This window comes from Mesorhizobium atlanticum, assembly GCF_003289965.1.
GTDB classification, from domain to species: domain Bacteria; phylum Pseudomonadota; class Alphaproteobacteria; order Rhizobiales; family Rhizobiaceae; genus Mesorhizobium; species Mesorhizobium atlanticum.
This window is the reverse complement of sequence record NZ_QMBQ01000001.1, coordinates 56,165-76,922: the sequence shown is the minus strand read 5'-3', so window position 1 is coordinate 76,922 and position 20,758 is coordinate 56,165. Positions and strand designations below refer to the sequence as shown.

Annotated in this window: 23 protein-coding genes; 16 read left to right on the top strand and 7 right to left on the bottom strand. The window is 63.9% G+C overall.

Translation table 11 applies throughout. The features are described 5' to 3' along the window. Positions 1 to 114: 114 nt before the first annotated feature. A complete protein-coding gene (locus DPM35_RS00450) occupies positions 115 to 465 on the bottom strand; it encodes a hypothetical protein (protein ID WP_112125391.1) in 351 nt (116 codons plus the stop codon). A 582-nt stretch (positions 466 to 1,047) separates the two neighbouring features. On the opposite strand from DPM35_RS00450, the gene DPM35_RS00445 reads away from it, so the two are divergent. From DPM35_RS00445 to DPM35_RS00430, 4 genes are all read left to right on the top strand, one after another. Next, complete coding sequence (locus DPM35_RS00445) at positions 1,048 to 1,890, top strand: ParA family protein (RefSeq protein ID WP_112125390.1); 843 nt, start codon at positions 1,048 to 1,050, stop codon at positions 1,888 to 1,890. Next, positions 1,890 to 2,309 (top strand): hypothetical protein, encoded by a 420-nt coding sequence (locus DPM35_RS32115; protein WP_146767897.1) that lies wholly within the window; start codon positions 1,890 to 1,892, stop codon positions 2,307 to 2,309. Before DPM35_RS00445 ends, DPM35_RS32115 begins: the two co-directional genes overlap by 1 nt. A 6-nt stretch (positions 2,310 to 2,315) precedes the next feature. Then, entirely contained in the window at positions 2,316 to 3,059 is a 744-nt protein-coding gene (locus DPM35_RS00435) for a hypothetical protein (protein ID WP_112125388.1), read from the top strand. A 238-nt stretch (positions 3,060 to 3,297) separates the two neighbouring features. Then, positions 3,298 to 4,152, top strand: a complete 855-nt coding sequence (locus tag DPM35_RS00430; protein ID WP_342633658.1) for a competence protein CoiA — start codon at positions 3,298 to 3,300, stop codon at positions 4,150 to 4,152. Positions 4,153 to 4,198: 46 nt separating this feature from the next. On the opposite strand, the gene DPM35_RS00425 is transcribed toward DPM35_RS00430, so the two are convergent. Further along, positions 4,199 to 4,381: a hypothetical protein gene (locus DPM35_RS00425; RefSeq protein WP_245431383.1), complete on the bottom strand. Its 183-nt coding sequence runs from the start codon at positions 4,379 to 4,381 to the stop codon at positions 4,199 to 4,201. A 283-nt stretch (positions 4,382 to 4,664) separates the two neighbouring features. Here DPM35_RS00425 and DPM35_RS32725 point away from each other — a divergent pair, with 283 nt between their 5' ends. Both DPM35_RS32725 and DPM35_RS33060 read left to right on the top strand, forming a co-directional pair. After that, entirely contained in the window at positions 4,665 to 5,045 is a 381-nt protein-coding gene (locus tag DPM35_RS32725) for a DUF768 domain-containing protein (RefSeq protein WP_245431382.1), read from the top strand. Between the two features lie 166 nt (positions 5,046 to 5,211). Further along, the gene (locus tag DPM35_RS33060; RefSeq protein WP_281004551.1) at positions 5,212 to 5,343 is read left to right on the top strand and encodes a hypothetical protein; all 132 of its coding nucleotides are present in this window, start codon (positions 5,212 to 5,214) and stop codon (positions 5,341 to 5,343) included. A 336-nt stretch (positions 5,344 to 5,679) separates the two neighbouring features. Here DPM35_RS33060 and DPM35_RS00415 read toward each other — a convergent pair whose 3' ends face one another. The 5 genes from DPM35_RS00415 to DPM35_RS00395 form a co-directional block, all read right to left on the bottom strand. After that, on the bottom strand, positions 5,680 to 5,925 hold the full coding sequence (locus tag DPM35_RS00415) for a MoaD/ThiS family protein (RefSeq protein ID WP_112125386.1): 246 nt from the start codon (positions 5,923 to 5,925) through the stop codon (positions 5,680 to 5,682). A gap of 172 nt (positions 5,926 to 6,097) precedes the next feature. Further along, positions 6,098 to 8,362 carry a xanthine dehydrogenase family protein molybdopterin-binding subunit gene (locus tag DPM35_RS00410; RefSeq protein WP_112125385.1) on the bottom strand — a complete coding sequence of 755 codons (2,265 nt, stop codon included), beginning with the start codon at positions 8,360 to 8,362 and terminating at the stop codon, positions 6,098 to 6,100. A 3-nt stretch (positions 8,363 to 8,365) separates the two neighbouring features. Then, the gene (locus DPM35_RS00405; RefSeq protein ID WP_040980422.1) at positions 8,366 to 8,842 is read right to left on the bottom strand and encodes a (2Fe-2S)-binding protein; all 477 of its coding nucleotides are present in this window, start codon (positions 8,840 to 8,842) and stop codon (positions 8,366 to 8,368) included. Continuing rightward, positions 8,842 to 9,702: an FAD binding domain-containing protein gene (locus DPM35_RS00400; RefSeq protein ID WP_112125384.1), complete on the bottom strand. Its 861-nt coding sequence runs from the start codon at positions 9,700 to 9,702 to the stop codon at positions 8,842 to 8,844. Before DPM35_RS00400 ends, DPM35_RS00405 begins: the two co-directional genes overlap by 1 nt. 287 nt (positions 9,703 to 9,989) lie before the next feature. After that, entirely contained in the window at positions 9,990 to 11,018 is a 1,029-nt protein-coding gene (locus DPM35_RS00395) for an SDR family oxidoreductase (RefSeq protein ID WP_112125383.1), read from the bottom strand. 117 nt (positions 11,019 to 11,135) lie between these two features. Between DPM35_RS00395 and DPM35_RS00390 the strand changes: the two genes are divergently transcribed. The 10 genes from DPM35_RS00390 to DPM35_RS32720 all read left to right on the top strand — a co-directional run bounded on the left by DPM35_RS00390 (position 11,136) and on the right by DPM35_RS32720 (position 20,750). Next, positions 11,136 to 12,107: an AraC family transcriptional regulator gene (locus DPM35_RS00390; RefSeq protein ID WP_181591878.1), complete on the top strand. Its 972-nt coding sequence runs from the start codon at positions 11,136 to 11,138 to the stop codon at positions 12,105 to 12,107. Positions 12,108 to 12,229: 122 nt separating this feature from the next. After that, positions 12,230 to 12,577: a VanZ family protein gene (locus DPM35_RS00385; protein ID WP_112125381.1), complete on the top strand. Its 348-nt coding sequence runs from the start codon at positions 12,230 to 12,232 to the stop codon at positions 12,575 to 12,577. Between the two features lie 113 nt (positions 12,578 to 12,690). Then, positions 12,691 to 13,668 (top strand): GlxA family transcriptional regulator, encoded by a 978-nt coding sequence (locus DPM35_RS00380; RefSeq protein ID WP_112125380.1) that lies wholly within the window; start codon positions 12,691 to 12,693, stop codon positions 13,666 to 13,668. A 133-nt stretch (positions 13,669 to 13,801) separates the two neighbouring features. After that, positions 13,802 to 15,121 carry an aspartate aminotransferase family protein gene (locus DPM35_RS00375; protein ID WP_112125379.1) on the top strand — a complete coding sequence of 440 codons (1,320 nt, stop codon included), beginning with the start codon at positions 13,802 to 13,804 and terminating at the stop codon, positions 15,119 to 15,121. 13 nt (positions 15,122 to 15,134) lie between these two features. Next, positions 15,135 to 16,286 carry an NAD(P)/FAD-dependent oxidoreductase gene (locus DPM35_RS00370; RefSeq protein ID WP_112125378.1) on the top strand — a complete coding sequence of 384 codons (1,152 nt, stop codon included), beginning with the start codon at positions 15,135 to 15,137 and terminating at the stop codon, positions 16,284 to 16,286. Between the two features lie 208 nt (positions 16,287 to 16,494). Beyond that, a complete protein-coding gene (locus tag DPM35_RS00365; RefSeq protein WP_245431381.1) occupies positions 16,495 to 16,776 on the top strand; it encodes a hypothetical protein in 282 nt (93 codons plus the stop codon). Positions 16,777 to 16,893: 117 nt separating this feature from the next. Next, positions 16,894 to 17,787, top strand: a complete 894-nt coding sequence (locus DPM35_RS00360; protein ID WP_112125376.1) for a DMT family transporter — start codon at positions 16,894 to 16,896, stop codon at positions 17,785 to 17,787. 15 nt (positions 17,788 to 17,802) lie between these two features. Then, entirely contained in the window at positions 17,803 to 18,759 is a 957-nt protein-coding gene (locus DPM35_RS00355) for a DMT family transporter (RefSeq protein ID WP_112125375.1), read from the top strand. Between the two features lie 87 nt (positions 18,760 to 18,846). Continuing rightward, positions 18,847 to 19,092 (top strand): hypothetical protein, encoded by a 246-nt coding sequence (locus tag DPM35_RS00350; protein WP_112125374.1) that lies wholly within the window; start codon positions 18,847 to 18,849, stop codon positions 19,090 to 19,092. A gap of 104 nt (positions 19,093 to 19,196) precedes the next feature. After that, the gene (locus DPM35_RS32720; protein ID WP_245431380.1) at positions 19,197 to 20,750 is read left to right on the top strand and encodes a bifunctional AfsR/SARP family transcriptional regulator/alpha/beta hydrolase; all 1,554 of its coding nucleotides are present in this window, start codon (positions 19,197 to 19,199) and stop codon (positions 20,748 to 20,750) included. Positions 20,751 to 20,758 lie beyond the last annotated feature (8 nt).

Below are 20,758 nucleotides of genomic sequence, written 5' to 3'. Positions count from 1 at the left end.
GACATGCATAAAAACAACAACCTAAAGCGCGTCGCGTGAGGGCGTTCAGACGCGACGCGCTTTAGCCTGCGGCCGAGCCGGAGCGTCCCGCACCGGCGGACGCTTGCGGCGCGGTCAGCGCCGTTTGGAAAGCCGGTCGAAATTGCGCCGCACCTGCTGGGCCGCGGGCAGCATGGCGGCCGCCGCCGCTTCCATCGCCACCGTTCCGTCGCAAAGCGATGGGCTTTTGCCGGAAAGGACGTCAGGCCAGAAGCGCAACGCCGCCTCGAGCGTCTTTGCCTGCGCCGCGAACAGGCCTTCGGTCGCCGCAAGCGCCTTCTCCTGCACCGCCCGCAGCGCCTCCCGCCCGTTGGGCGCATGGCTGATCGCGTCCAGCACCAGCAGCGGCACCCGCATGCCGATCACCGCCGGCGCCAGCAAAAGATCGCTGCCGGAGTGCTTCCTGCGTTTCCTGCGGACGGGCATGGGCACCTTGCCTCTCGTGCTGGGGACGACCGCGAGACTACGCGCCAACGGAAGGTTGGTTCCATGAGAGAGTGCAACTGTTGCGGGAAAGGAGCCCGTCGATAGGTGGGTCCGCCAGACAGGCACACTCCGCTGGTGTGGGCATGTGCCGGGAGTGAAGTGGAGGTGCTCGGCGGGTAGGGCGAGGAGGAACAGGCGCTGGAGGGAATACCGTGCCAGCGTCGTTGTAGAGCGGGACGAAGTCCGGCCCGCAATACAGCACGATCTGCGCTTCGGCCGCGAGCATCAGGTTGACCGTGGTGCGAAGGCTTGGCGTCCATGCCTCAACGGCCCGAGCGGGCTCGAACCCCAGCGACGGGCGCGGATCGATCCGGCGACCCACCCTTGCCCTGAGGCCATGAAACTCAGCCCGTCGACGATAGGCGCATTAACGCGCGAGGCGGGAGATGTGTCCGTGGGGGAGGAGAAATTTGTGGGTGGGGTGGTGCGGCAGGCCGTCACTACGTCTGCGCGCCTCGCGAAAGCCGAACGACTTGCGGGACGTGCCAGCGAACGCCCTCGCTTCGGCGCAAACAATGCGCTATGGCTGCCTCAACCGCGATATCGGGCGTGAATCAAATGACTATCGTATTATCGTCAATCAATTTGAAGGGTGGCGTCGGGAAGACCACTTTGGCAGTCAACTATGCGGCATACTGCGGTCGAAAAAAACGTAAGGTATTGCTGTGTGATTTAGATCCCCAAGCCAATGCCAGTTTCGGCATGATAGGTGTAGAGGGTTGGGAGGATCATACAAAGACCAAAGGAACTGTTGCTGATCTTCTTGGTGCTCGGCGCCACAAAAGCGCCCAAGGCGCGGTGAAAGATTTCAGCGATGTGGTTATTAGCAGCGCGTGGAAGAATGTCGACTTAATTCCATCGCACCTTGATCTTTTTACGGTTGATCTTGATCTAGCTGGGCTCACCGCTCGCGAGTTTCAGCTTAAGAAATCACTGAAGGATCATCTTGGTGATTATAATATTGTAATCTGTGATTGTCCGCCGAATCTGACGCTTCCCACGCAAAACGCATTAGCCATTAGCACGCATTACATGGTGCCGGTCTCTCTGGACTATCTTTCGGTTCTTGGTATCGGTTTGCTCCTCGGTCGGATTGAGGTTCTATCCGAAGACCTAGATGTCAATTTGATAAACGCGGGCATAGTCATCTCTCGCGTCGGAAGGCCGGCAAAGCACAGGGCGGAGACTGAAAGCGGCGTTCGCGGGAATTTTAATGGCAAGGTCCTTCAGGGAAAGATTGCTGATCGCACAGCAATAAGTGCGGCAATGGAGAAGACCGAATCTATTTATGATAGCGGCGACAAGGATGCGATAGCTGAGTTCAACTATATATTTGCTGAACTCGATCAGAACGTAGGCTTCTAATGAAAACTCATGAATTAGCCAAGGCGCTCAACCACCTTTCTCGCGTACTGCGCGCTGGACCTAATATTGATTTTGAAGAACTCACAAATCTTACAACTTACGCTATGTCGCCTCGTCCACAAAGGCAACGCCGGGATATGGAACGACCTGATATGGCCGACAAAGGAACGGGCTTGGCGCTCCTTGCGCAGATGGCAAGTTATAACAAGCAGGAACTGCTTGATTTGGCGAATTATTTCAGGATACCGATAGAGGTTAGAAAAGCTGACGCTGTCCGTGATATTCTTGGAAAGATTTTAAGGCACATTCAGGAAAACCCGGACATTCGTGATAGGCTAGCTAGTGATGTAGCCGAGGATGAGCCAGAACAAACTTCGGCTCTTGCACGCGCTCTTGCGATTTTGATGAAGAAGCCGTGATTTGTCATGCCCGATGCGGAGATCAAGGCCAACGCGCAGCAGTTTCGGAATGGTCTTGGAGGGAAGCTAACCGCGAATCTGTTGACAGTTATCGGAAGTAGCTCCGCGAAACTAGACGACGCCTATTCGCGGTTGACGACCTTACAAGCTTGGCGGTCATTCGTTTTGGAAGAGAAAATTTCAGCTGGAGCCCTGGGCTTCTTTTCGGAAGCGCAGAATGATGGACTAACCTCGTCTGTCTTGATTTCTGTCGGCATGTGGCGGCCGGCGATGAAGTCACTTAGAAGCTTGATCGAGAATACAATACAATCGCTTTTCTTTATGGATCATCCGGTGGAATATCGGCAGTGGGATCAGGGAAAATATCGCCCAACGTTTAAAGAATTATTCGACTACTTTGCGGAACATCCGGAAATTTGTAATCTGCCTGAATCCTTGAAGTCACCAGCGACGCTAAGGTCTCATTACAGTCATCTGTCGAACGTTGTCCATTCTTCCGCTCGCGAATTCAGAATGACCAACGAAATAGAAAAGTCGAACCTTTGGAAGACGAGTGCTGATGGCGTTGGAAAATGGGCCGCGACTCAAAAGAACGTACTTCGCGACGTCAACTTGCTAATGTTGCCGCTCTTTCATGAGCGCCTTCAAGGTGCAGCCAACAAGGGGTTAAGAGAAGCGCTTTCGCTGGCCATTCCAGCCTCAAAAGATGCTTTAATCAAGTCGGCCTTTAGCGTGAAAGTTATTCGCTGACGGGGATAACAAATTTGAACGATGTGTCGCCGCTGGACTGGTATCCGGCTATGTCCATGTGTTGGCGCGTGGACCCTCGCAACACCGAGACTTGACCAACCTAGTTCGGCAGCTACAATCCTCCTCGTGCCTTGAGAAGAAGCGACGCCGGGCATTGAGGACAGTCGCACGATAACCGACAGTGGGTTGCCCCCTTACGTCGACGATAAGAAGAACCAGCGCCAACTTATGGCTGGCTATGCTGCCGAAACATTCCTCGCAAGAAACCGGTGGCTGGCTGCAACGGGCAGCCGCGATTGTGGAGAAAGTTATGCGGCGTGCATTGGTGAATAACGAACGAAGTGAGGCCGCTCCCGCATTGGTGGGCCAATGCCTCGTTTGCTCACAACAGATGATCGCAAAGTGCGGAACACAACGCGTTTGGCATTGGGCGCATCAGGGCAATAGGAACTGCGATCCTTGGTGGGAACCAGAAACTCTCTGGCACCGCCGCTGGAAGGATCATTTTCCCTCGGAATGGCAGGAAATCATCCAGCACGATGAAAAAGGTGAGAAGCACGTCGCCGATGTAATGACCGGAAATGGCCAAGTGATCGAGTTCCAGCATTCCCACTTGCCTGCGCAAGAGAGAACTGCGCGCGAGACTTTTTACCGGAACATGATCTGGATCGTGGACGGGATGCGCCTAAAGAATGACCGGAAGCGGTTCCTCGCGGGGGGAAAACTATTCAGTGTGCCCTTTGCAAATGGCTTGTTCCTTACGCGTAGCCCTGAAAGTTGTCTGCCCGCAGTTTGGCTCAACTGCACAAAGCCGGTCCTATTCGATTTCGAAGGCTTCGCAGCCCCAGACGGATTACCTCCGGAAATGCAGGGCAAGCTTTGGTGTTTGCTACCAGGGCGTATCGACGGCCATGCCGTTCTTGCGGCTGTTTCGCGATCCTGGTTTATCGACTCGGCTAGGACTAGGGAGCAGATCATCCCCATGGATGCCATTGCGTGGGTTGTCCGAAGGGGACTAACCGCTCGGCGTTGGAGCTATGCGAGACCTCCGCATTCTGGGCCAGCCCGAGGTCGTCGCGGAGCAAAATACTAGCGGGCATCGTGAGCGTAGGGTGGCCTCGCCGCGTCTTGGCTCACCCTCAATCCTCATCCTCCACCACAAACGACAGCGCGATCAGGTCGTCGAGGTCGATGGCGCCATGGCCATTGTCCAGCACGTCCGCGACCTTTTGGAAGGCCAGCATGTCATCCGTGCTGAGCTTGGCTGCTCTCAGCCTGTCCTGCAAACCCGCCACCCTGCTCTCCAAGGTCGTGGTGATCATGCTTGCCTCCATACTGTCCAACGCCGTGTTCCGGATGCCCGGCATCAGGCACGAGAACATCCCCGGCCCGATGAAGAGGCTGATTGCCTTGTCGTCAGATGCCCGCCACCTGTGGGCAGATGGCGGGCGATCCGGCAGCCTGACGATGAAGGGACTGATGCTCGTCAGCACAGCCCCAATGAGATCGCAGGGTCTATGTTTCACGCGATGGACCAATGCGCCGGCGCATGGGACCTCAGTCCCCATCAGCGGAACCTAATGTTGCCCGCGCGCTTATGGCCACATGAGCAGGCGCGGTCTCGACTTCTTCGACAGATGGATGGCGGAGCATCTGCCGAACGTGCTGACGGACGACCCGGTAGCGGTGGCCGATCTCGTCGACGAGATGATGAAGGCGGCAGGGCGCGAAGGCATCCCGGCCAGCGAGATCGACGAGGAAGTCGACAGCGTCTTCGAAGTGATCTTCGAGGCGTTGCAACATCGCGAAGGCAGCCTCGGGGAGAGCGACCAAGCCGTCTTCGAATTGCTTGCAGGGCGCCTGGCAAGGGAAACCGGCATCACCCAGGAACAGGCCGGCGAGCTGATCGAGACGATCGGGACCGACTGGGATGCGCTCCTTCGCGAGGCGCATTTTCTGAAAGAGCGGGCTGACAGGCAAAGCTAGGGTAGGGGTGCCGGTCGCTCCGTCAGCCCTCGCGGCCTTGATCGACCCCATTGCATGCGGCTGGCCTGAGAAGGCACCGGGACCGTGCCCAGGATCGGCGCGAGCTTCAGGAACCTTAGCCCGCGCCAGGGGTTCTCTCAGGAGCATCGCCCAGCCGGGTGGAACCATGGCCGAACTGGCATTCGCTTTTGTGTATTATTCCGGGCTGACCAGCCATGACATGCTGGGCGCCGTGGTGTCCTTGATGGCGGGCCTGCTTCTCTACAACGTTATGCGCGAAGACCGGCCAAACAGGTAACAGGTAAACCATTTGTCCGGGGCGGCCCGACCCGGAAGGGGGATCCCACGATCCGCGCCTGACCGGCGGACTGGATACAGTGCGCCGGCTGCCGAAGCATGCCGGCATATGCTGAACGGATCGCCATACGAACTGATGACGTTTCGGACTTGCCTCATCGCTGGAACATTAGCGGTCGCTAACTGTTGATCCTCCACAGGAGGACCTCCATGCACAGCATCATCTACCTTGTCGGGCTCGTCGTCGTCATCCTCGCCATCCTGAGCTTCTTCGGGCTCAGGCGATAGGCGCGAGGCCGTCCGCGCGGGATCCGTGAAAGCCGGCGAGCCGCGCGCGCTATCCCCCCGCCAATCGCGGCAGCAGGAAAATCTCCGCGTCCTTCGGCAGTTCCTTGCTCCACGTATCGCGATAGATCGTCCCGTCGATCGCGACCGCTATGCCGCGGTCGATCCAGGGCTCGATGCCGGGATACTGTTCCGCCAGCTTGCGGAACAGCTCCCTGATGTCCTTGGCCTCGATGTCGTGCCTGGCCTTGCCGCCGGCGACGGCGCTGAGCGAGCCCCAAAGGGTGACTTCGACCATTACCGCCTCAAGCTGTGCCGATATTCAGGTGAGGCCGGCCTGCGAACGACGGCTTCCTGCGCTTCCGGTGCTCACGTACTTCAAGTACGCTCCGCTCCGGTTCTCGGAAACCATCATTCTCGGCTCGGCCTGACCTGAATCTCAACACAGCTTGCCCTAGCCAGAATACCTCTCAGCCTTCCCGTTCCGCGTCCAGCGCCGCGAGGATGCGCGGCGGCGACATCGGGATGTGGGTCATGCGCACGCCCACCGCATTCGACACCGCGTTGGCGATCGCCGCCAGCGGCGGCACGATCGAGGTCTCGCCAACGCCGCGCACGCCATAGGGGTGGTTGGGGTTGGGGATTTCCAGGATCTGCGTGTCGATCATCGGCAGGTCGGAGCAGACCGGGATGCGGTAGTCGAGGAAGCCCGCATTCTGCAGCCGCCCGTCCTTGCCGTAGATATACTCCTCGTTGAGCGCCCAGCCGATGCCTTGCGCCGCACCGCCCTGGTACTGGCCCTCGACATAGGTCGGGTGCACCGCCTTGCCGGCATCCTGCACCACCGTGTAGCGGATCACCCGGGTCGAGCCGGTCTCGGGGTCGACCTCGACGTCGCAGATATGCGTGGCGAAGGAGACGCCCGCGCCGTCGGCCACAAGCTCGCTATGGCCGGCGATCGGCCCGCCGGTCGTGCCGGACTTCGCCGCGATGTCCTTCAGCGACAGCGGCGACAGGTTGCCGTATTTCTCGCCCTTGGCAACCGCATGGCCCTTTTCCCAGGTGACGTCCTCCACCGGGATATCCCACATCTGCGCGGCGCGCTCGCGCAGGATCTTGATCGCGTTGCGCGCGGCCGAGATCGTCGCCATCGAGGACGAGAAGGTGCCGCGGCTGCCGTCGGTCATGTCGTTGTAGCCGAGCGAAGACGTATCGGCGACGATCGCCTTCACATGGCTGTAGTCGATGCCGAGCTCCTCCGCCGCCACCAGCGACAGCGACGCGCGGGACCCACCCACGTCGACGGTCCCCACGGCCAGCGACACCGAGCCATCCATGCCGATGTTCAGGTCCGTGCAGGTCTGGCCGCCGAAATTGAACCAGAAGCCGCACGCCATGCCGCGCCCCTGGTTGGCTTTGAGCGGCGCCTTCATGTGCGGATGGTGCTTCACCGCCTCCAGCGTCGGGCCGATGCCGATCGGCCCGTAGACCGGGCCATAGGAGGCGCGGGTGCCTTCCTGCGCGGCGTTCTTGATGCGGAAGTCCACCGCGTCCATGCCGAGCTCGTGGGCAAGCTCGTCGACAGCGCTTTCCACCGCGAAGGCCGCCATCGGCGCCGACGGCGCGCGATAGGCCGCCGTCTTCGGCCGGTTGACCAGCACTTCGTAGCCCACGGTCTTGACGTTCTCGAGCTTGTAGCAGGCGAACGCCGTCATCGCGCCGATCTCGGCCCAGGAGCCGGCATAGGGGCCGCAGCTATAGCGCAGCGTCGCTTCCGCCGCGGTGATCGTGCCGTCCTTCCTGGCGCCGATCTTCACGTCGATCGAGGTGGCGCTGGTCGGCCCTGAGGCGCGGAACACCTCGTCGCGGGTCATCACCAGCTTGACGGGGCGGCCGGCCTTGCGCGACAGCGCAAGCGCCACCGGCTCGGCCCAGACATGGGTCTTGCCGCCGAAGCCGCCGCCGATTTCCGAAGAGGTGACGCGCAGCTTCGAGGCTTCCATACCAAGCAGCTGGGCGCAGTGTTGGCGGTAGACGAAATGGCCCTGCGTGCAGACCCATAGGTCCGCCGTGCCGTCCGGGTTGACGCTCGCCACGCAGGCATGCGGCTCGATATAGCCCTGATGCGTCTGCTCGGTCTTGTACGAGCGCTCGACGATGAAATCGGCCTTGGCGAAGCCGGCATGGACATCGCCATGGCCGAACTGCGTGCGCTTGGTGACGTTGGAAGGTTTCGCCGGCTTTTCCTCCAGGCCTTCGGTGAAGACCTGGTCGTTGATCAGCGGGGCATGGTGGTGCGCGGCCTCGTCGACATCGGTCACATGCGGCAGCACCTCATACTCGACCTCGATCAGCTTCAGCGCCTGGCGGGCGATGCGGGCGTCGATCGCCGCCACCGCGGCCACCGCGTGGCCGTCATAGAGCGCCTTCTTGCGCGCCATGCAATTGTCGAGGATGTCATACATGGCGGCATCGCCGTCGGTCAGGTCCGGCAGGTCCTTCGCCGTGATCACCGCCTTCACGCCGGCGAGCTTTTCCGCCTTCGAGGTGTCGATCTTCTTGATCACCGCATGGGCGTGCGGGCTGCGCAGCACGCGGCCCACCAGCTGTCCGGCCATATTGAAGTCGGCGCCGTAGCGAGCGCGGCCCGTCACCTTGTCGACGCCGTCGGGGCGGATCGGGCGCGTGCCGACGGAAGCGAACTGGCGTCCTGAAAAGCGCGGATCGAAATTCATGGATCAGGCTCCCTTCATCACGTTCGCCGCGTCCTGGACGGCGCGCACGATCTTGTCATAGCCGGTGCAGCGGCAGAGATTGCCGGCCAGCCCGAAGCGGATTTCCTCCTCGGTGGGCGAGGGGTTTTTCGCGAGCAGGTCCTTCGCCGCGATCAGGAAGCCTGGCGTGCAGATGCCGCATTGCAGGGCCGCATGCTCCAGGAACTTCTGCTGCAGCGGGTGCAACTGGTCGCCATGCGCCATGCCTTCGATGGTCTCGACCTTGCGCCCTTCCGCTTCCGCGCCCAGCACCAGGCACGAGCAGACCAGCCGGCCGTCGACTATGACGCTGCAGGCGCCGCAGTCGCCGGTGCCGCAGCCTTCCTTGGCGCCGGTCAGGCCGAGACGATCGCGCAGCACTTCCAGCAGCGTCTCGTCGGGCTGGCACAGATATTCGACGGCATCGCCGTTGATCGTGGTTGATACAGCTACACCGGCCATTATTTGCCTCCCGCACGCTTGTAGGCGATTGCCGCGACGCGCCTTGCCAGCACGCCCGCGACCTTACGTCTGAATTCGATTGTGCCGCGCTTGTCGTCGATCGGCCGGCAGGCGCCCGAGCAGATCTTCGCCAGCCGTTCCATCGTCGCTTCGTCGAGCTTCGAGCCGACCAGCACCTGGCCCGCTTCCTCGACAAGCAGCACCGTGGGTGCCGCGGCGCCCAGCGCCACGCGGGCGGTCTTGATCGCGCCCTTGTCATCCAGCGTCAGGTTCACGCCCGCGCTCACCACCGCGATGTCCATCTCGGTGCGCGGAATGAAGCGCAGATAGGCGTCGCCGGCATGCTCGGGACGCTTGTCGAGCAGGATCGCCTCGACGATCTCGCCCTTGGCCAAAGAGGTGCGGCCCGGTCCGGTCGGCACGGTCTCGACGGCGATGGTGCGCTTGCCCGAAGGTCCGGCGACCACCGCTTTCGCCCCGGCGGCCACCAGCGCCGGCACGCTATCGGCGGCGGGCGAGGCGTTGCACAGATTGCCGGTGATGGTGCAGCGGCCCTGCACCTGCTTGGAGCCGATCAGGTTCGCCGCCTCGACCACGCCCGGCCATGCCTTGCGCAGCGCCTTGTTCTCGCCCAGCACCGCGCAGGGCACCGCGGCGCCGATCCGGAAGCCTTCCGCCGTCTCGGTGACGTCGCTCAGGCCGCCTATGCGCTTGATGTCGACGATCAGCTCAGGCTCGACGAAGCCGCCCTTCATCCTCACCAGCAGGTCGCTGCCCCCGGCCAGGATGGCGGCCGGTCCTACCGCCTTGGCGAGCTCGCCAACGGCATCTTCGATTGAAAGCGGACGTATGTAACGCATCGTCTCCCCTTGGTGATCGCTTTGTCAGCGACCGTTATAAAGCCTCTGGTTATAATGGCCATCCCGTTCATGCATGTGCGGGTTGGGCCAGAGCCATGCTCCAGATGCGCCCAGCGGCCGGGCCAGGGCGTGGCGGCCAGTTCCTTCTCCCCGTCTCTATACGGGGAGAAGGTGCCCGAAGGGCGGATGAGGGGCAGCGCCGGCGTTGGAGATTATCCGTCGCCGCCAGGCGGTCGCCGAAAGCGCGCGCGAACCATGCACCGGCCCCGCGCGTCGTTCAAGGAAGCTCAGCCGCGCAGGCCAAGTCGGACCAGGCTCTCGGCGCAGGATAGGATCGCTTCCTCCCGCGAGCGGGGCGTCCAGCCCAGCAGGCGCTCGGCCTTCCTGCCCGTCGCGCTCATGTCGTAGTGGAGCAGCGGCACCACGCCTTTGAGCTGCGCGTTGGTCTCGCCGGCGATGCGCACTTGCTCGTCGGGCCACACCTGCGTCGACACCTTCTCGGCGACCTTGCCCAGCCGCTGCCGCAGCAGTTCGGCGATCTCGACCATCCACATGCTCTCGCCGACGGTCGCGAGGAATCGCTCGCCCTTGGCGGCCGGGTCGGTCATGGCGCGCAGATGCAGGTCCGCCACGTCGCGCACATCGACGCAGCAGGAACTGACATTGATGCATCCCGGCTGCCCCTCCAGCATGTTGGCGATCAGCCTGATCGAGTGCGAATAGTCGGCGCCCAGCACCGGCCCATAGACGGCGACCGGATTGACCGCCGCCAGTTCCAGCCCGTTGCCTTCGCGCGCCACGAAATCCCAGGCGGCGCGCTCGGCGAGCGTCTTCGACTTCTGATAGGGCGCGACATTGCCGTTGAGGTCGCTCCAGTCGGTTTCGTCGAAGGGCCGCCGGTGGTCCGGCTTGTGGCCGACGCCGATCGCGCCGAAGGCCGATGTCAGCACGACACGGTTGACGCCGGCGTCGCGCGCGGCCCTGAGCACCTGAAGGTTGCCGTTGACGGCGGGCCCGATCCAATCCTCCTCGCGGGTCTGGTCGCCGGAAGGCGTGGGCGAGGCGCCATGCATTACATAGTCGCATCCGGCCACCGCTTCCGCCCATCCGCGGTCGTCGGTGAGATCGGCGTTGGCGAAGGAGAGGCGGTCGCCCGCATCGACGCCGCCGACCTTGAGATGCGCGCGCACCTCGGCTTCACGGCCGGGCGAGCGGATGGTCGTGCGCACGCGGTAGCCCGCGTTCAGCAGCGCCAGGATGCAGTGTTGCGCGATGAAGCCGGTGCCGCCGGTCACCAGGACGAGTTTGTCGGTCATTTGATGCCTCTGAGTTTGGAATGGAGCGCCGCATGCGTCGCAATGGGCGGTAGGTAGGACGGCACTTCTGTACTGTGAATGCTTGAAAATCCGCATTTCCTGCGCGAGAGTACGAAGATGACCGTCGATCCCTTCTCCGATGTTCTCACGCTCACCAATGCCGAGGCGGTCGTCACGGGCGGCTTCACCGCCGGCGGCCCGTGGGCGATCAGCTTCCCCGGACGCGACAAGATCAAGTTCTTCGCCGTGGTGAAGGGCAGCTGCTGGGTCACCCTCGAAGGCGAGCCAGAACCCTTCCGCTTCGAGACAGGCGATGTCGGGTTGCTGGCCGCGCGGCGCGGCTTCGTGCTCGCCAGCGACCCAGGCGTTCCACCAGTCGACGCGATGAGCCTGTTCACCGGCGCCGGCCGCACGCTGGTGACGCTCGGCGACGGCTCGGAATTCGCCCATATCGGCGGCCATGTCCTGCTCGATCCGGCGCGCGGTGGGCTGCTGGCGGATTTGCTGCCGCCATGGATCCACACGCGCGCGGCATCGCCACAGGCGGCCATTTTCCGCTGGCTGCTCGACCGGCTGATCGAGGAGAGGGACGCCGCCCAGCCGGGCGCTGAGCTCGCCTCGGCGCAGCTGACGCAACTGCTCTTCATCGAAATCCTGCGCTCGCATCTCGACAGGGCGAGCCTGATGCCCGCCGGCTGGCTCAAGGCGCTGGCCGAGCCGCGCATCGCGCCGGCGCTGCGCCTGATGCATGGCGACCCGGCCCGTGCCTGGCATCTGGAGGAGCTGGCGAAAGCCTGTGCCATGTCGCGCACCTCATTCGCCGTCCATTTCAGGACGATCGCCGGCGTCGCGCCGCTGACCTATCTGACCGAGTGGCGCATGCGCCTTGCCGAGCGCGCCTTGCGCGAGGAGCGGACGCCCGTGGCCGTCGTCGCCCGCACGCTCGGCTACACATCGGAGAGCGCTTTCAGCAACGCCTTCAAACGCGTTAACGGCAAGTCGCCGATGGCGTATCGGGCATCGTTGAACGACCGGAAGGATTTCAGACAGCCGCTGCCGGGCAGGGGCGCCGATGCCGTGTCGATCTGACGGCCTTTGTGCCAGACCCATTCCATCGCCGGGAAGGCACGGGCGCCGCCGGCGTGGGCGGACCGATCCATGGCCGGCACCGGCAATATTGTTATGACAGCCGGCAGCCTGTAAGAGCGGGTATGACCTCCATTTCCCGTCTCGCCGCGCTCGCCCTGCTGGCCCTCATCACCTTTGCAACGCTGTCGCCCATCGAACTGCGGCCACATCTGTGCGACCCCAACATCGAACGCGCTTTGGCCTACGTCCTGCTGGGAGTGGCCCTGGCGCTCGGGTTCCCGTCCCGCGTGACGCAGACGGTGCTGTTCATTTGCGCGGTGGCCGGCGCTCTCGAATTCCTGCAGCTGTTCGACCCGGGCCGCCATGCGCGGGTTCTCGATGCCCTGCTCAAGGCGGCGACGGGTGTCGTGGGGATTGTCCTGGGGCGCTTCGTCATCACGTGGGTGAGCCGCGCCGCCGAGCGACACTAGGCTGCCGCTCGCGGCCGAATGGTGTTGCGACCTCATGCACGTCGTATTCAGAAGGCTCGCCGCACGGATTTCCGCCTAAGCTGCGGTCGAACGATGAACGATCCCGGAAGCAGATGGCCAAGAAGTTCGCATTCCTGCTGGTGCGCGATTTCACGCTCTCGCCGCTGTCGCTGTTCATCGACACGCTGAGGCTCGCCGGCGACGAGGGCGACCGCAGCCGCCGGGTCGAGTTCGACTGGGAGATCGTCGGCGAGCGCGGCCTGCCGATCCGCGCCAGCTGCGGCGTCGAATTGCTGCCGACCCGCGCGATGGGCAATCCCGAGGATTTCGACAATGTCGTGGTGGTCGGCGGCCTGCTCGACACCAGCCGCAGGCTGAGTTCGGAAAAGGAGGCGTTCCTGATGCGCGCCGCCGAAAAGGGCGTGCCGCTCACCGCGCTCTGCACCGGCAGCTTCGTTTTGGCGCGCTACGGCCTGCTCGACGGCTACAGCGCCGCCGTCAGCTGGTTCCACATCAAGGATTTCCGCGCCGAGTTCCCCGATGTGAGCGCGCATGCCGACAGCCTCTATTCTGTCGATCGCGGCCGCGCCACCTGCGCCGGCGGCACGGGTGCCGCCGACCTCGCCGGCTATTTCGTCTCGCAATTCATCGGCCAGAAGGCGGCGGAGAAGGCGGCCAAGATCCTGGTGCTCGACCGTATCCGCTCCAGCCGCGACGTGCAGCCTGTCGGCGACCTCTTCCCCGCGGCCGCGAGCCGCGCGGTGAAGCGGGCGCTGCTCCTGATGGAAAGCAATTTGCAGGAGACGCTCTCGGTTGCCGAGATCGCCGCCAGGATGAACTGCTCGCGCCGCCAGCTCGAGCGTCTGTTCGGCACCGAGCTCGGCATCGGCCCGATGGCCGCCTATCTGGCGCTGCGGGTGCATTATGCAAAGTCGCTGCTGGAAGGCAGCGACCTCGCCATCGGCGAGATCGCCTATCGCTGCGGCTTTGCCAATGCCGGCCATTTCAGCCGCGTCTTCCGCCAGCAGACCGGCATCACGCCGACGCATCTGAGGCACCCGAACCGCGCTGCGGCAGTTGCCGCGAAATGATGCGGATCCGCCATGACCCTGGTCGGGTCGCATGCCCGGCCTGGCCGATTGCGCCGGCAAGGAAACGAACCCAAGCTTCGTGACCTGCGGCCGTTGCGCCGCTGTTTGAGCCGTCGAGTCGCCTCGGAGAGCCATGCCGCATTATCCCGACGCCATGCCCGGATCGAAAACCCTGTTCGAGCGCGCCAGGAAGGTGATGCCGGGCGGCAACACGCGCACCACGGTCTTTGTCGATCCCTTTCCGATCTACGCCGCGCGCGGCGAGGGCTGCAGGGTCTGGGATGTCGACGGCAATGCCTATTACGACTGCATCAACAATTTCACCGCGATGATCCATGGCTATGCCCATCCCGACGTCACCGCGGCCGTGGCCGGGCAGCTGCCCCTCGGCACAGCCTTCGGCGCCCCGACGCTGAGCGAGATCGAGCTCGCCGACCTGCTGGTCGAGCGGCTGCCCTCGGTCGACCAGGTCCGTTTCACCAACTCCGGCACGGAGGGCGTGATGATGGCGATCAAGGCGGCGCGCGCCTTCACCTTGCGGCCGAAGATCGTCAAGATCGAGGGCGCCTATCACGGCTCCTATGATTTCGCCGAAGTGAGCCTGGATTCCTCGCCGGCCAACTGGGGCGACCTGCCGAGGTCGACGCCCTATGCCAGGGGCACGCCGCGCGGCGTGCTGGGCGACGTGATCGCCGTGCCCTTCAACGACACCGAGGCGTTGCGCGCCGTCTTCGCCGCCGAGGGCGACACCATCGCGGCCGTGCTGATCGACCCGATGCCCAACCGGGCCGGCCTCATCCCGGCCCGCCGTGACTATCTCCAGGCCATGGTCGAGATCGCCCACGCGGCGGGGGCGCTGGTGATCTTCGACGAGGTCATCTCGTTTCGCCTCGGATGGTCGGGTGCGCAAGGCTTGTGGGGCATCGAGCCCGACCTGACGGCGCTTGGAAAAATCATCGGCGGCGGTTTTCCGGTCGGCGCCGTGGGCGGGCGCGCCGATATCATGGCGGTGTTCGATCCGACCGGAGGCAAGCCGGCGCTTCCGCATGGCGGCACCTTCACCGCCAATCCGGTGACGATGCGCGCCGGCCTTGCCTCGATGCGGGCGCTGACGAAGGAAAGCTTCGCCCATCTCGATCGTCTCGGCGAATCCCTGCGCGACGGCGTCACAGCCTCATTCGGAAAGCACGGTCTTGCCGGCCAATGCGTCGGCCTTGGGTCGCTATTCAAGGTTCATTTCACGTCGCATCCCGTCACGGACTACCGCTCCATCTATCCCGGCCAGGCCGAGCGGAAAAAATTCGACGCCTTCCACAAGGGCCTGCTCTGCCGCGGCGTGCTCTCCGCCAGCTATGGCCTGTTCGCGCTGTCGACGCCGATGACCGAAGCGGACGCCGGCGCCATTCTTCAAGCGATCGACGAGACCCTGGGCGACGTCGCCGCGCAGTCCTGAAAGCGGATCACGGATGACAGCTTCTCCTCATGTCGTGGTGGTCGGCGCGGGCACGCTGGGCATGTGCACGGCGCTCAACCTCGTCGAGCAGGGAGCGCGCGTCACGGTGCTGGAAGCGCAGTCGATCGCGTCGGGGTCGAGCGGCCGGTCGGTCGGCGTCGTCGGATCGCAACTGACCGACCCGTTCGAGATCCTGCTGCGCGTCCATTCGCTGCGCCGGTTCCGCCAATGGGAAGGCGAGGGGCTTCGCTTCAACCATATCGGCTATCTGCGGCTGGCCCGTACGCAGGCGCAGATTGCGCTGTTCGCGAGATCGGTCGAGATCCAGGTAGAGGCGGGGCTGAGGTCGCGCCTGGTCCGCGCGAACGAGCTAAGGCAGCTCGTCCCGCACATCAACCCCGACGGCCTCGAAGGCGGCTTGTTCGGGCCCGACAACGGCTTCCTCGATCCGTACGAAATGTGCAATTTCCTGGCGGGCATCGTGCGCGCGAATGGAGGCGAGATCCGCCAGTATCGCAAGCTGCTCGGCGTAGAACGACGGGCGGCCGGCTACAGGGTGGAGACCAGTCACGGCATGATGGATGCCGACGCCGTGGTCAATGCCGGCGGCGCCTGGGCGCCGCAGGTCGCGGCACTTTTCGGCCAGCGCCTGCACATCTGGCCCGAGCGCCACGAGGCCGTCGTCATCCATCTCGACGAGCCGCTCGGCTACACCATGCCGATGGTGATGGACCTGGTGAACGGCGAGGGCAGCGGCCTCAACTTCCGCCACGAAAAGCCGGGCGAGCTGATCGCCGAGATCCACAAGGTGAAGTCGATCGCGCCGGAAGACCCCGACAATTACAACGATCAGTGCGAGGAGCAATCGAAGGTCGATCTGGCCGAGCTGCTTCTGGAACGTGTGCCCGACCTGCCGGGCGCGCGGCTCGGCCGCGGCTGGGCGGGTCTCTACCCGGTGACGGCCGACCATCGCCCCTTCGTCGGGCCCATCGACGCCTCGGAACCGGCGCTGGTCACCGCCGCCGGCGCCGGCGGCTACGGCATCCAGCTCGCCCCGGTCATCGGCCAGATCGCCGCCGACTGGGTGCTGCAGGGCGCCCCGGTCTCGGTGCCCGGCTCACAGTGCCTCGCGCCGTCGGCCGAGCGAAACGTTCCGGATCACTGACCGGTGCGTTGCGAAGAGGCTGAACGTCTAAGATGCGACCGTTCGCGTTAACCATCAATTAACTATCCGGTCGCCTTTAATACGGTTCTGGAGGATACTGATTTTGGCCGCGAGCGATGGTCTCGCGACGCCGGAATTAGAAAAGAAGCGGCGCTATCGCCGCCATCTGCCGGGGAGGCGCCCAGCATCTTTGATGAGGAGCGCCGGCATGAACATCGAGGAAGCAGTCACGGCGGCGACGGCGGGGTCGGGAGCGCTTCTCTCCTGTCTCGGCCAGCCGGTCGTGGCCTATCACGTCACGGCCATCATGCGCGAAACCGACAGGAGTCATGCGCGGCAGATGCAGCTCGCTCTGCTGCGCCGAAGCATCGAGGCCCTTGTCGACGACGGGCTCGAAGGCACCGAGGCCGAGCGCTTCGCGTCGCAGTTCAACGGTTGCGTCGGCTCGGCCTGGGACCAGTTGCACCCGGCCGGCGACACGTCGCATTGATCTACGCTCAATAGTTGCGGCGTTCCTTTGCGGTAGGATAGACTGCGCGCCCAACGGCAGTTGAAACTGCCGGCTGCATGCCAAAGTGACTTTTGCACGAGGCGGCGAGGTCGGCCGATGGTCGATGCGGGGACAGTTTCATCTGGCGCCGGGTTTAAGCAACAGGCGCTCGGCGTTGGCCTTGTGGTCCTCTCGACTATCGCAATCGCCATTGTGCCTAGTTTCGCCAAGCTCGCCTACGAAGGGGGCAGCAACACCCTCAGCGTCATCACCGGCCGAAGCATTTTTTCGGTGTTGATCACCTTGTTGCTGCTGGGGGCGTCGCGTCAGCCGATAGCAATTCCACGCCGGCCTATGTGGATCGCCCTGGCGATGGGCGTGGCATACGCCGTGATGCTCTACGGCTATCTCGGAGCCGTGAATTACCTGCCCGTCAGCCTGGTGATCTTGATCTACTTCATCCATCCGGTGCTTGTCGGTTTCATCGTGATGTTTCTGGGACAGGAAAAACTCACGATCATATCCATCGGAGCGCTCGTTGCCGCCCTGGTCGGCCTTTACCTGGCCATCGGGCTTTCCTTCGAAGGGCTGAGCGGCGTTGGATTGTCGCTCGCGGCGTTGGCGATGGCGGTGACGGCGATCATTGTTGTGTGCGGTGCGCGCGCGACCGCGGAAGCAAAGGCGATTTCAGTCGGCTTCTACATGATGCTTTCGGCCGCAGTCACGCTCACCGTGATCTTCGCGTTCTTTGGAACACTGGCCTTGCCCACGACGCCGCTCGCATGGACCGGCTTTATCGGCGTCGCCGTCGCATCCACGGTGGGCACCCTCGCATTCATCTCAGGCATGGCCTACGTCGGCGCGGCTCGCGCGGCGATGATCAGCAATCTGGAGCCGGTCCTCGGGGTCTTGTTTGCGATTGCGGTTTTGGGGGAGCGGGTTTCGCTGCTTCAGGGCGTCGGCATCGCCATCGTCATCGGAGCGATCTTTGTCATGGAAATGCGCCGTTAGCATCGGGATTCGAGAATGCAGGCGATACCGATAGTCCATCCCCCCGAACCGCCGGCCATTCCGGCAGGATCGTCCCTGGCCGGCTATCCGGCCGCCGTCTTGTGCTGGCTGCTTTCGGCCGGCGTCTACATCGCGGCCAAATGGGTGGCGCCGGAAATGCCGCCCTGGGGTCTCTGCTTCTGGCGGCTCCTGCTGGCCTGCGCCATCCTGTTGCCGATCGTGCACCGCCATCACGGCGCCATGCTGGCGCTGCTCAAATCCCGGCCCCTTGAGATCGTCGCCGTCGGCGCCATCGGCCTGACGTTTTGCCAGGGCATGATCTACCGTGGCCTGAACGACACCGACGCGACCACGGCCGGCATCATCATGGCGATGTCGCCGATCATGACCATGGTGCTGGCGCGTCTCGTGCTTGGTGAGCCGCTCGGGCTCTGGAAGGCGCTCGGCGCGGCTGCGGCACTTGCCGGCATGCTGGTCATCGTCGCGCATGGCAATATCGACGCGCTGGTGCAACTGCGCTTCAACATCGGTGAATTGTGGATCGTCGGCAGCGCCTTCTGCTGGGCGCTCTACACGGTGCTGCTGCGCCGCTCCAAATTCGGCCTCGAGCTTCTGCCCCTGGTCGTGCTGCTGCTCGGCGCCGGCGCGCTGGTGGCGTTGCCGTTCCATCTCTGGGAGATATTCAACGACGAGCGCTCCGCCCTGAACGGCAACGGCCTGCTCGCGCTCGCTTATCTGGCCGGCCCCGGCGGTGCGCTGATGTATTATCTCTACAACAAAAGCGTCGAGACGCTGGGCGCCAGCCGGGCAAGCATGCTGCTCTATCTGCAGACGCTGTTCGTCGCCATCCTCGCCTATCTGCTGCTCGGCGAGAGCCTGCATGATTACGATCTGGTCGGGGCGGCCTTCATCGTCCTCGGCGTCGTGCTGGCAACGGTGATCAAGCCGAAGGCAGTTCCAGTCAAGGCGTGAGCAAGCCTCAAAGCAGCTCGCTTAACATATGTGGATGTCCGCGCCGCCGGATCGATCTATCGCCTTGGTGGGGCGGAGAGAATCGACATGGACTGCTTCACCAGGCTCGAAGCGCTGATCGACACCGGCAGCGCCGACGCGGTCGAGGAAGCGCGCACGCTGCTCCGGCACCTCGCCGCCGGCTCGCGAGCCGCTTTCGACGCGGCGGACGAATTCCTGATCGAGTTGATGACGCTGGCCTTCCTGGTCGAGGCCGGCCTGGAAGCCTTCCATAATCCGGCGCGGCGGCTCGCGCGCCTCAGGCTCTCCAGGCTGAAGCTGCTGCTGGCCTGACGCACCAAGCTTTCCTAAATTAGCCATTTTTGCTATTGGCTGCGCCTTCGCAGCGGCGGCCTCGGCCGAAGGGGGACCATGGCGATCGACATGCGCGTGAACGCATGAACGGCTCTCAGCACAGGCTGGAGCTGCGCGTGCTTGGCGATTTTCAGGTGGCGCGCGACGGCCAGCCGCTTGACCTGCCGCCGTCGCGCAAGACGCGGGCGCTGCTTGCTTACCTCGCCGTCACCGCCAGGCAGCACCAGCGCGAGCGGTTGTGCGAGATATTCTGGGACATTCCCGACGACCCGCGCGGCGCCTTGCGCTGGAGCCTCTCCAAGATCCGCCAGGTGCTGGACGGCGGCGAATCCTCCCTCATCGCCGATCGCAACGCCGTGGCGCTCAACCTCGAGACGGACTATGCGCGGCTGGCGCCGCTGGTGAAGGCCGACCTGTCGTCCCGCTCGACCGAGGAGCTCGAAGCCGTCCTTGCCTCGATCCGCGGCGGCTTTCTCGCCGACCTCTCGCTCGAACGATGCTTCGAATACGAGTCCTGGCGGCAGGCGATCGCCAGCGAAGTGGAGATCGTCGAGCTCGGCATCCTGCGCGAGCTGGTCGAGCGCCTGACGGACCAGCCCCGGCGGGCGCTGCCGCTTGCGCAGCGCCTGCGCCGCCTCGTCCCCGACGACGCCAGCCTCGCCGCCGAGATCCAGGTGCTGGAGGGCAAGGTCAGGTCGGCCGCCGCTCAAGCCACGAGCCGCGCGCCCCAGTCCGGCGCCGCGCGACCGGCGCAGGCGCCGTCGAAACCCGGCGCGTCGGCGCAGGATCCCGGCCGCGCCGTGCAATTCTGCCGGGCGCTCGACGGCACAAGGCTGGCCTATGCCAGCACCGGCAGCGGCCCGGCGATCCTGCGCGCCGCGCACTGGATGTCGCATCTCACCTTCGACTGGGACAGCCCGATCTGGCGGCACTGGATGCGGGAACTGTCGCGCCACAACCGGCTGGTGCGCTATGACCAGCGCTGCAACGGCCTGTCGCAGCGGCACGTCGTCGACATCTCGTTCGAGACCATGCTGTCGGATCTCGAATGCGTGGTCGAGGCGGCGGGGCTCGACCGCTTCACCTTGCTCGGCCTGTCGCAGAGCTGCGCGGTTTCCATCGCCTATGCCATCCGCCACCCCGAGAAAGTGTCGGGCATGATCCTTTACGGCGGTTACGTCAAAGGCTGGCGGGCGCGCGGCGATGCCGGCGAGATCGCGACGCGCGAGGCCGCCGCGACGCTGATGCGCGAGAACTGGGGCAAGCCGAACCCGATGTTCCGTCAGGCCTTCTGCTCGATGTTCATCCCCGGCGCGACGCACGAGCATTTCGCCTGGATGGACGATCTGATGCTGCGCACCGTCTTACCCGACGATGCCTGGCGGCTGCAGAGCGCCGCTTCGGTGATCGATGTCAGCGACTTGCTGGAAAAGGTACGCGTGCCGACGCTGGTGCTGCATGCGCGGGACGATAACGTCGCTCCGGTCGAATCCGGGCGCACCATGGCCGCCGGCATTCCGGGCGCCCGTTTCATCGAGCTCGAAAGCCAGAACCACATTTTGCTCGAAGGCGAGCCCACCTTCGAGGCGTTCATCGACCACGTCCGCGCCTTCATCGCCGAGACGGCGGGCGGGTAAGCGGGTAC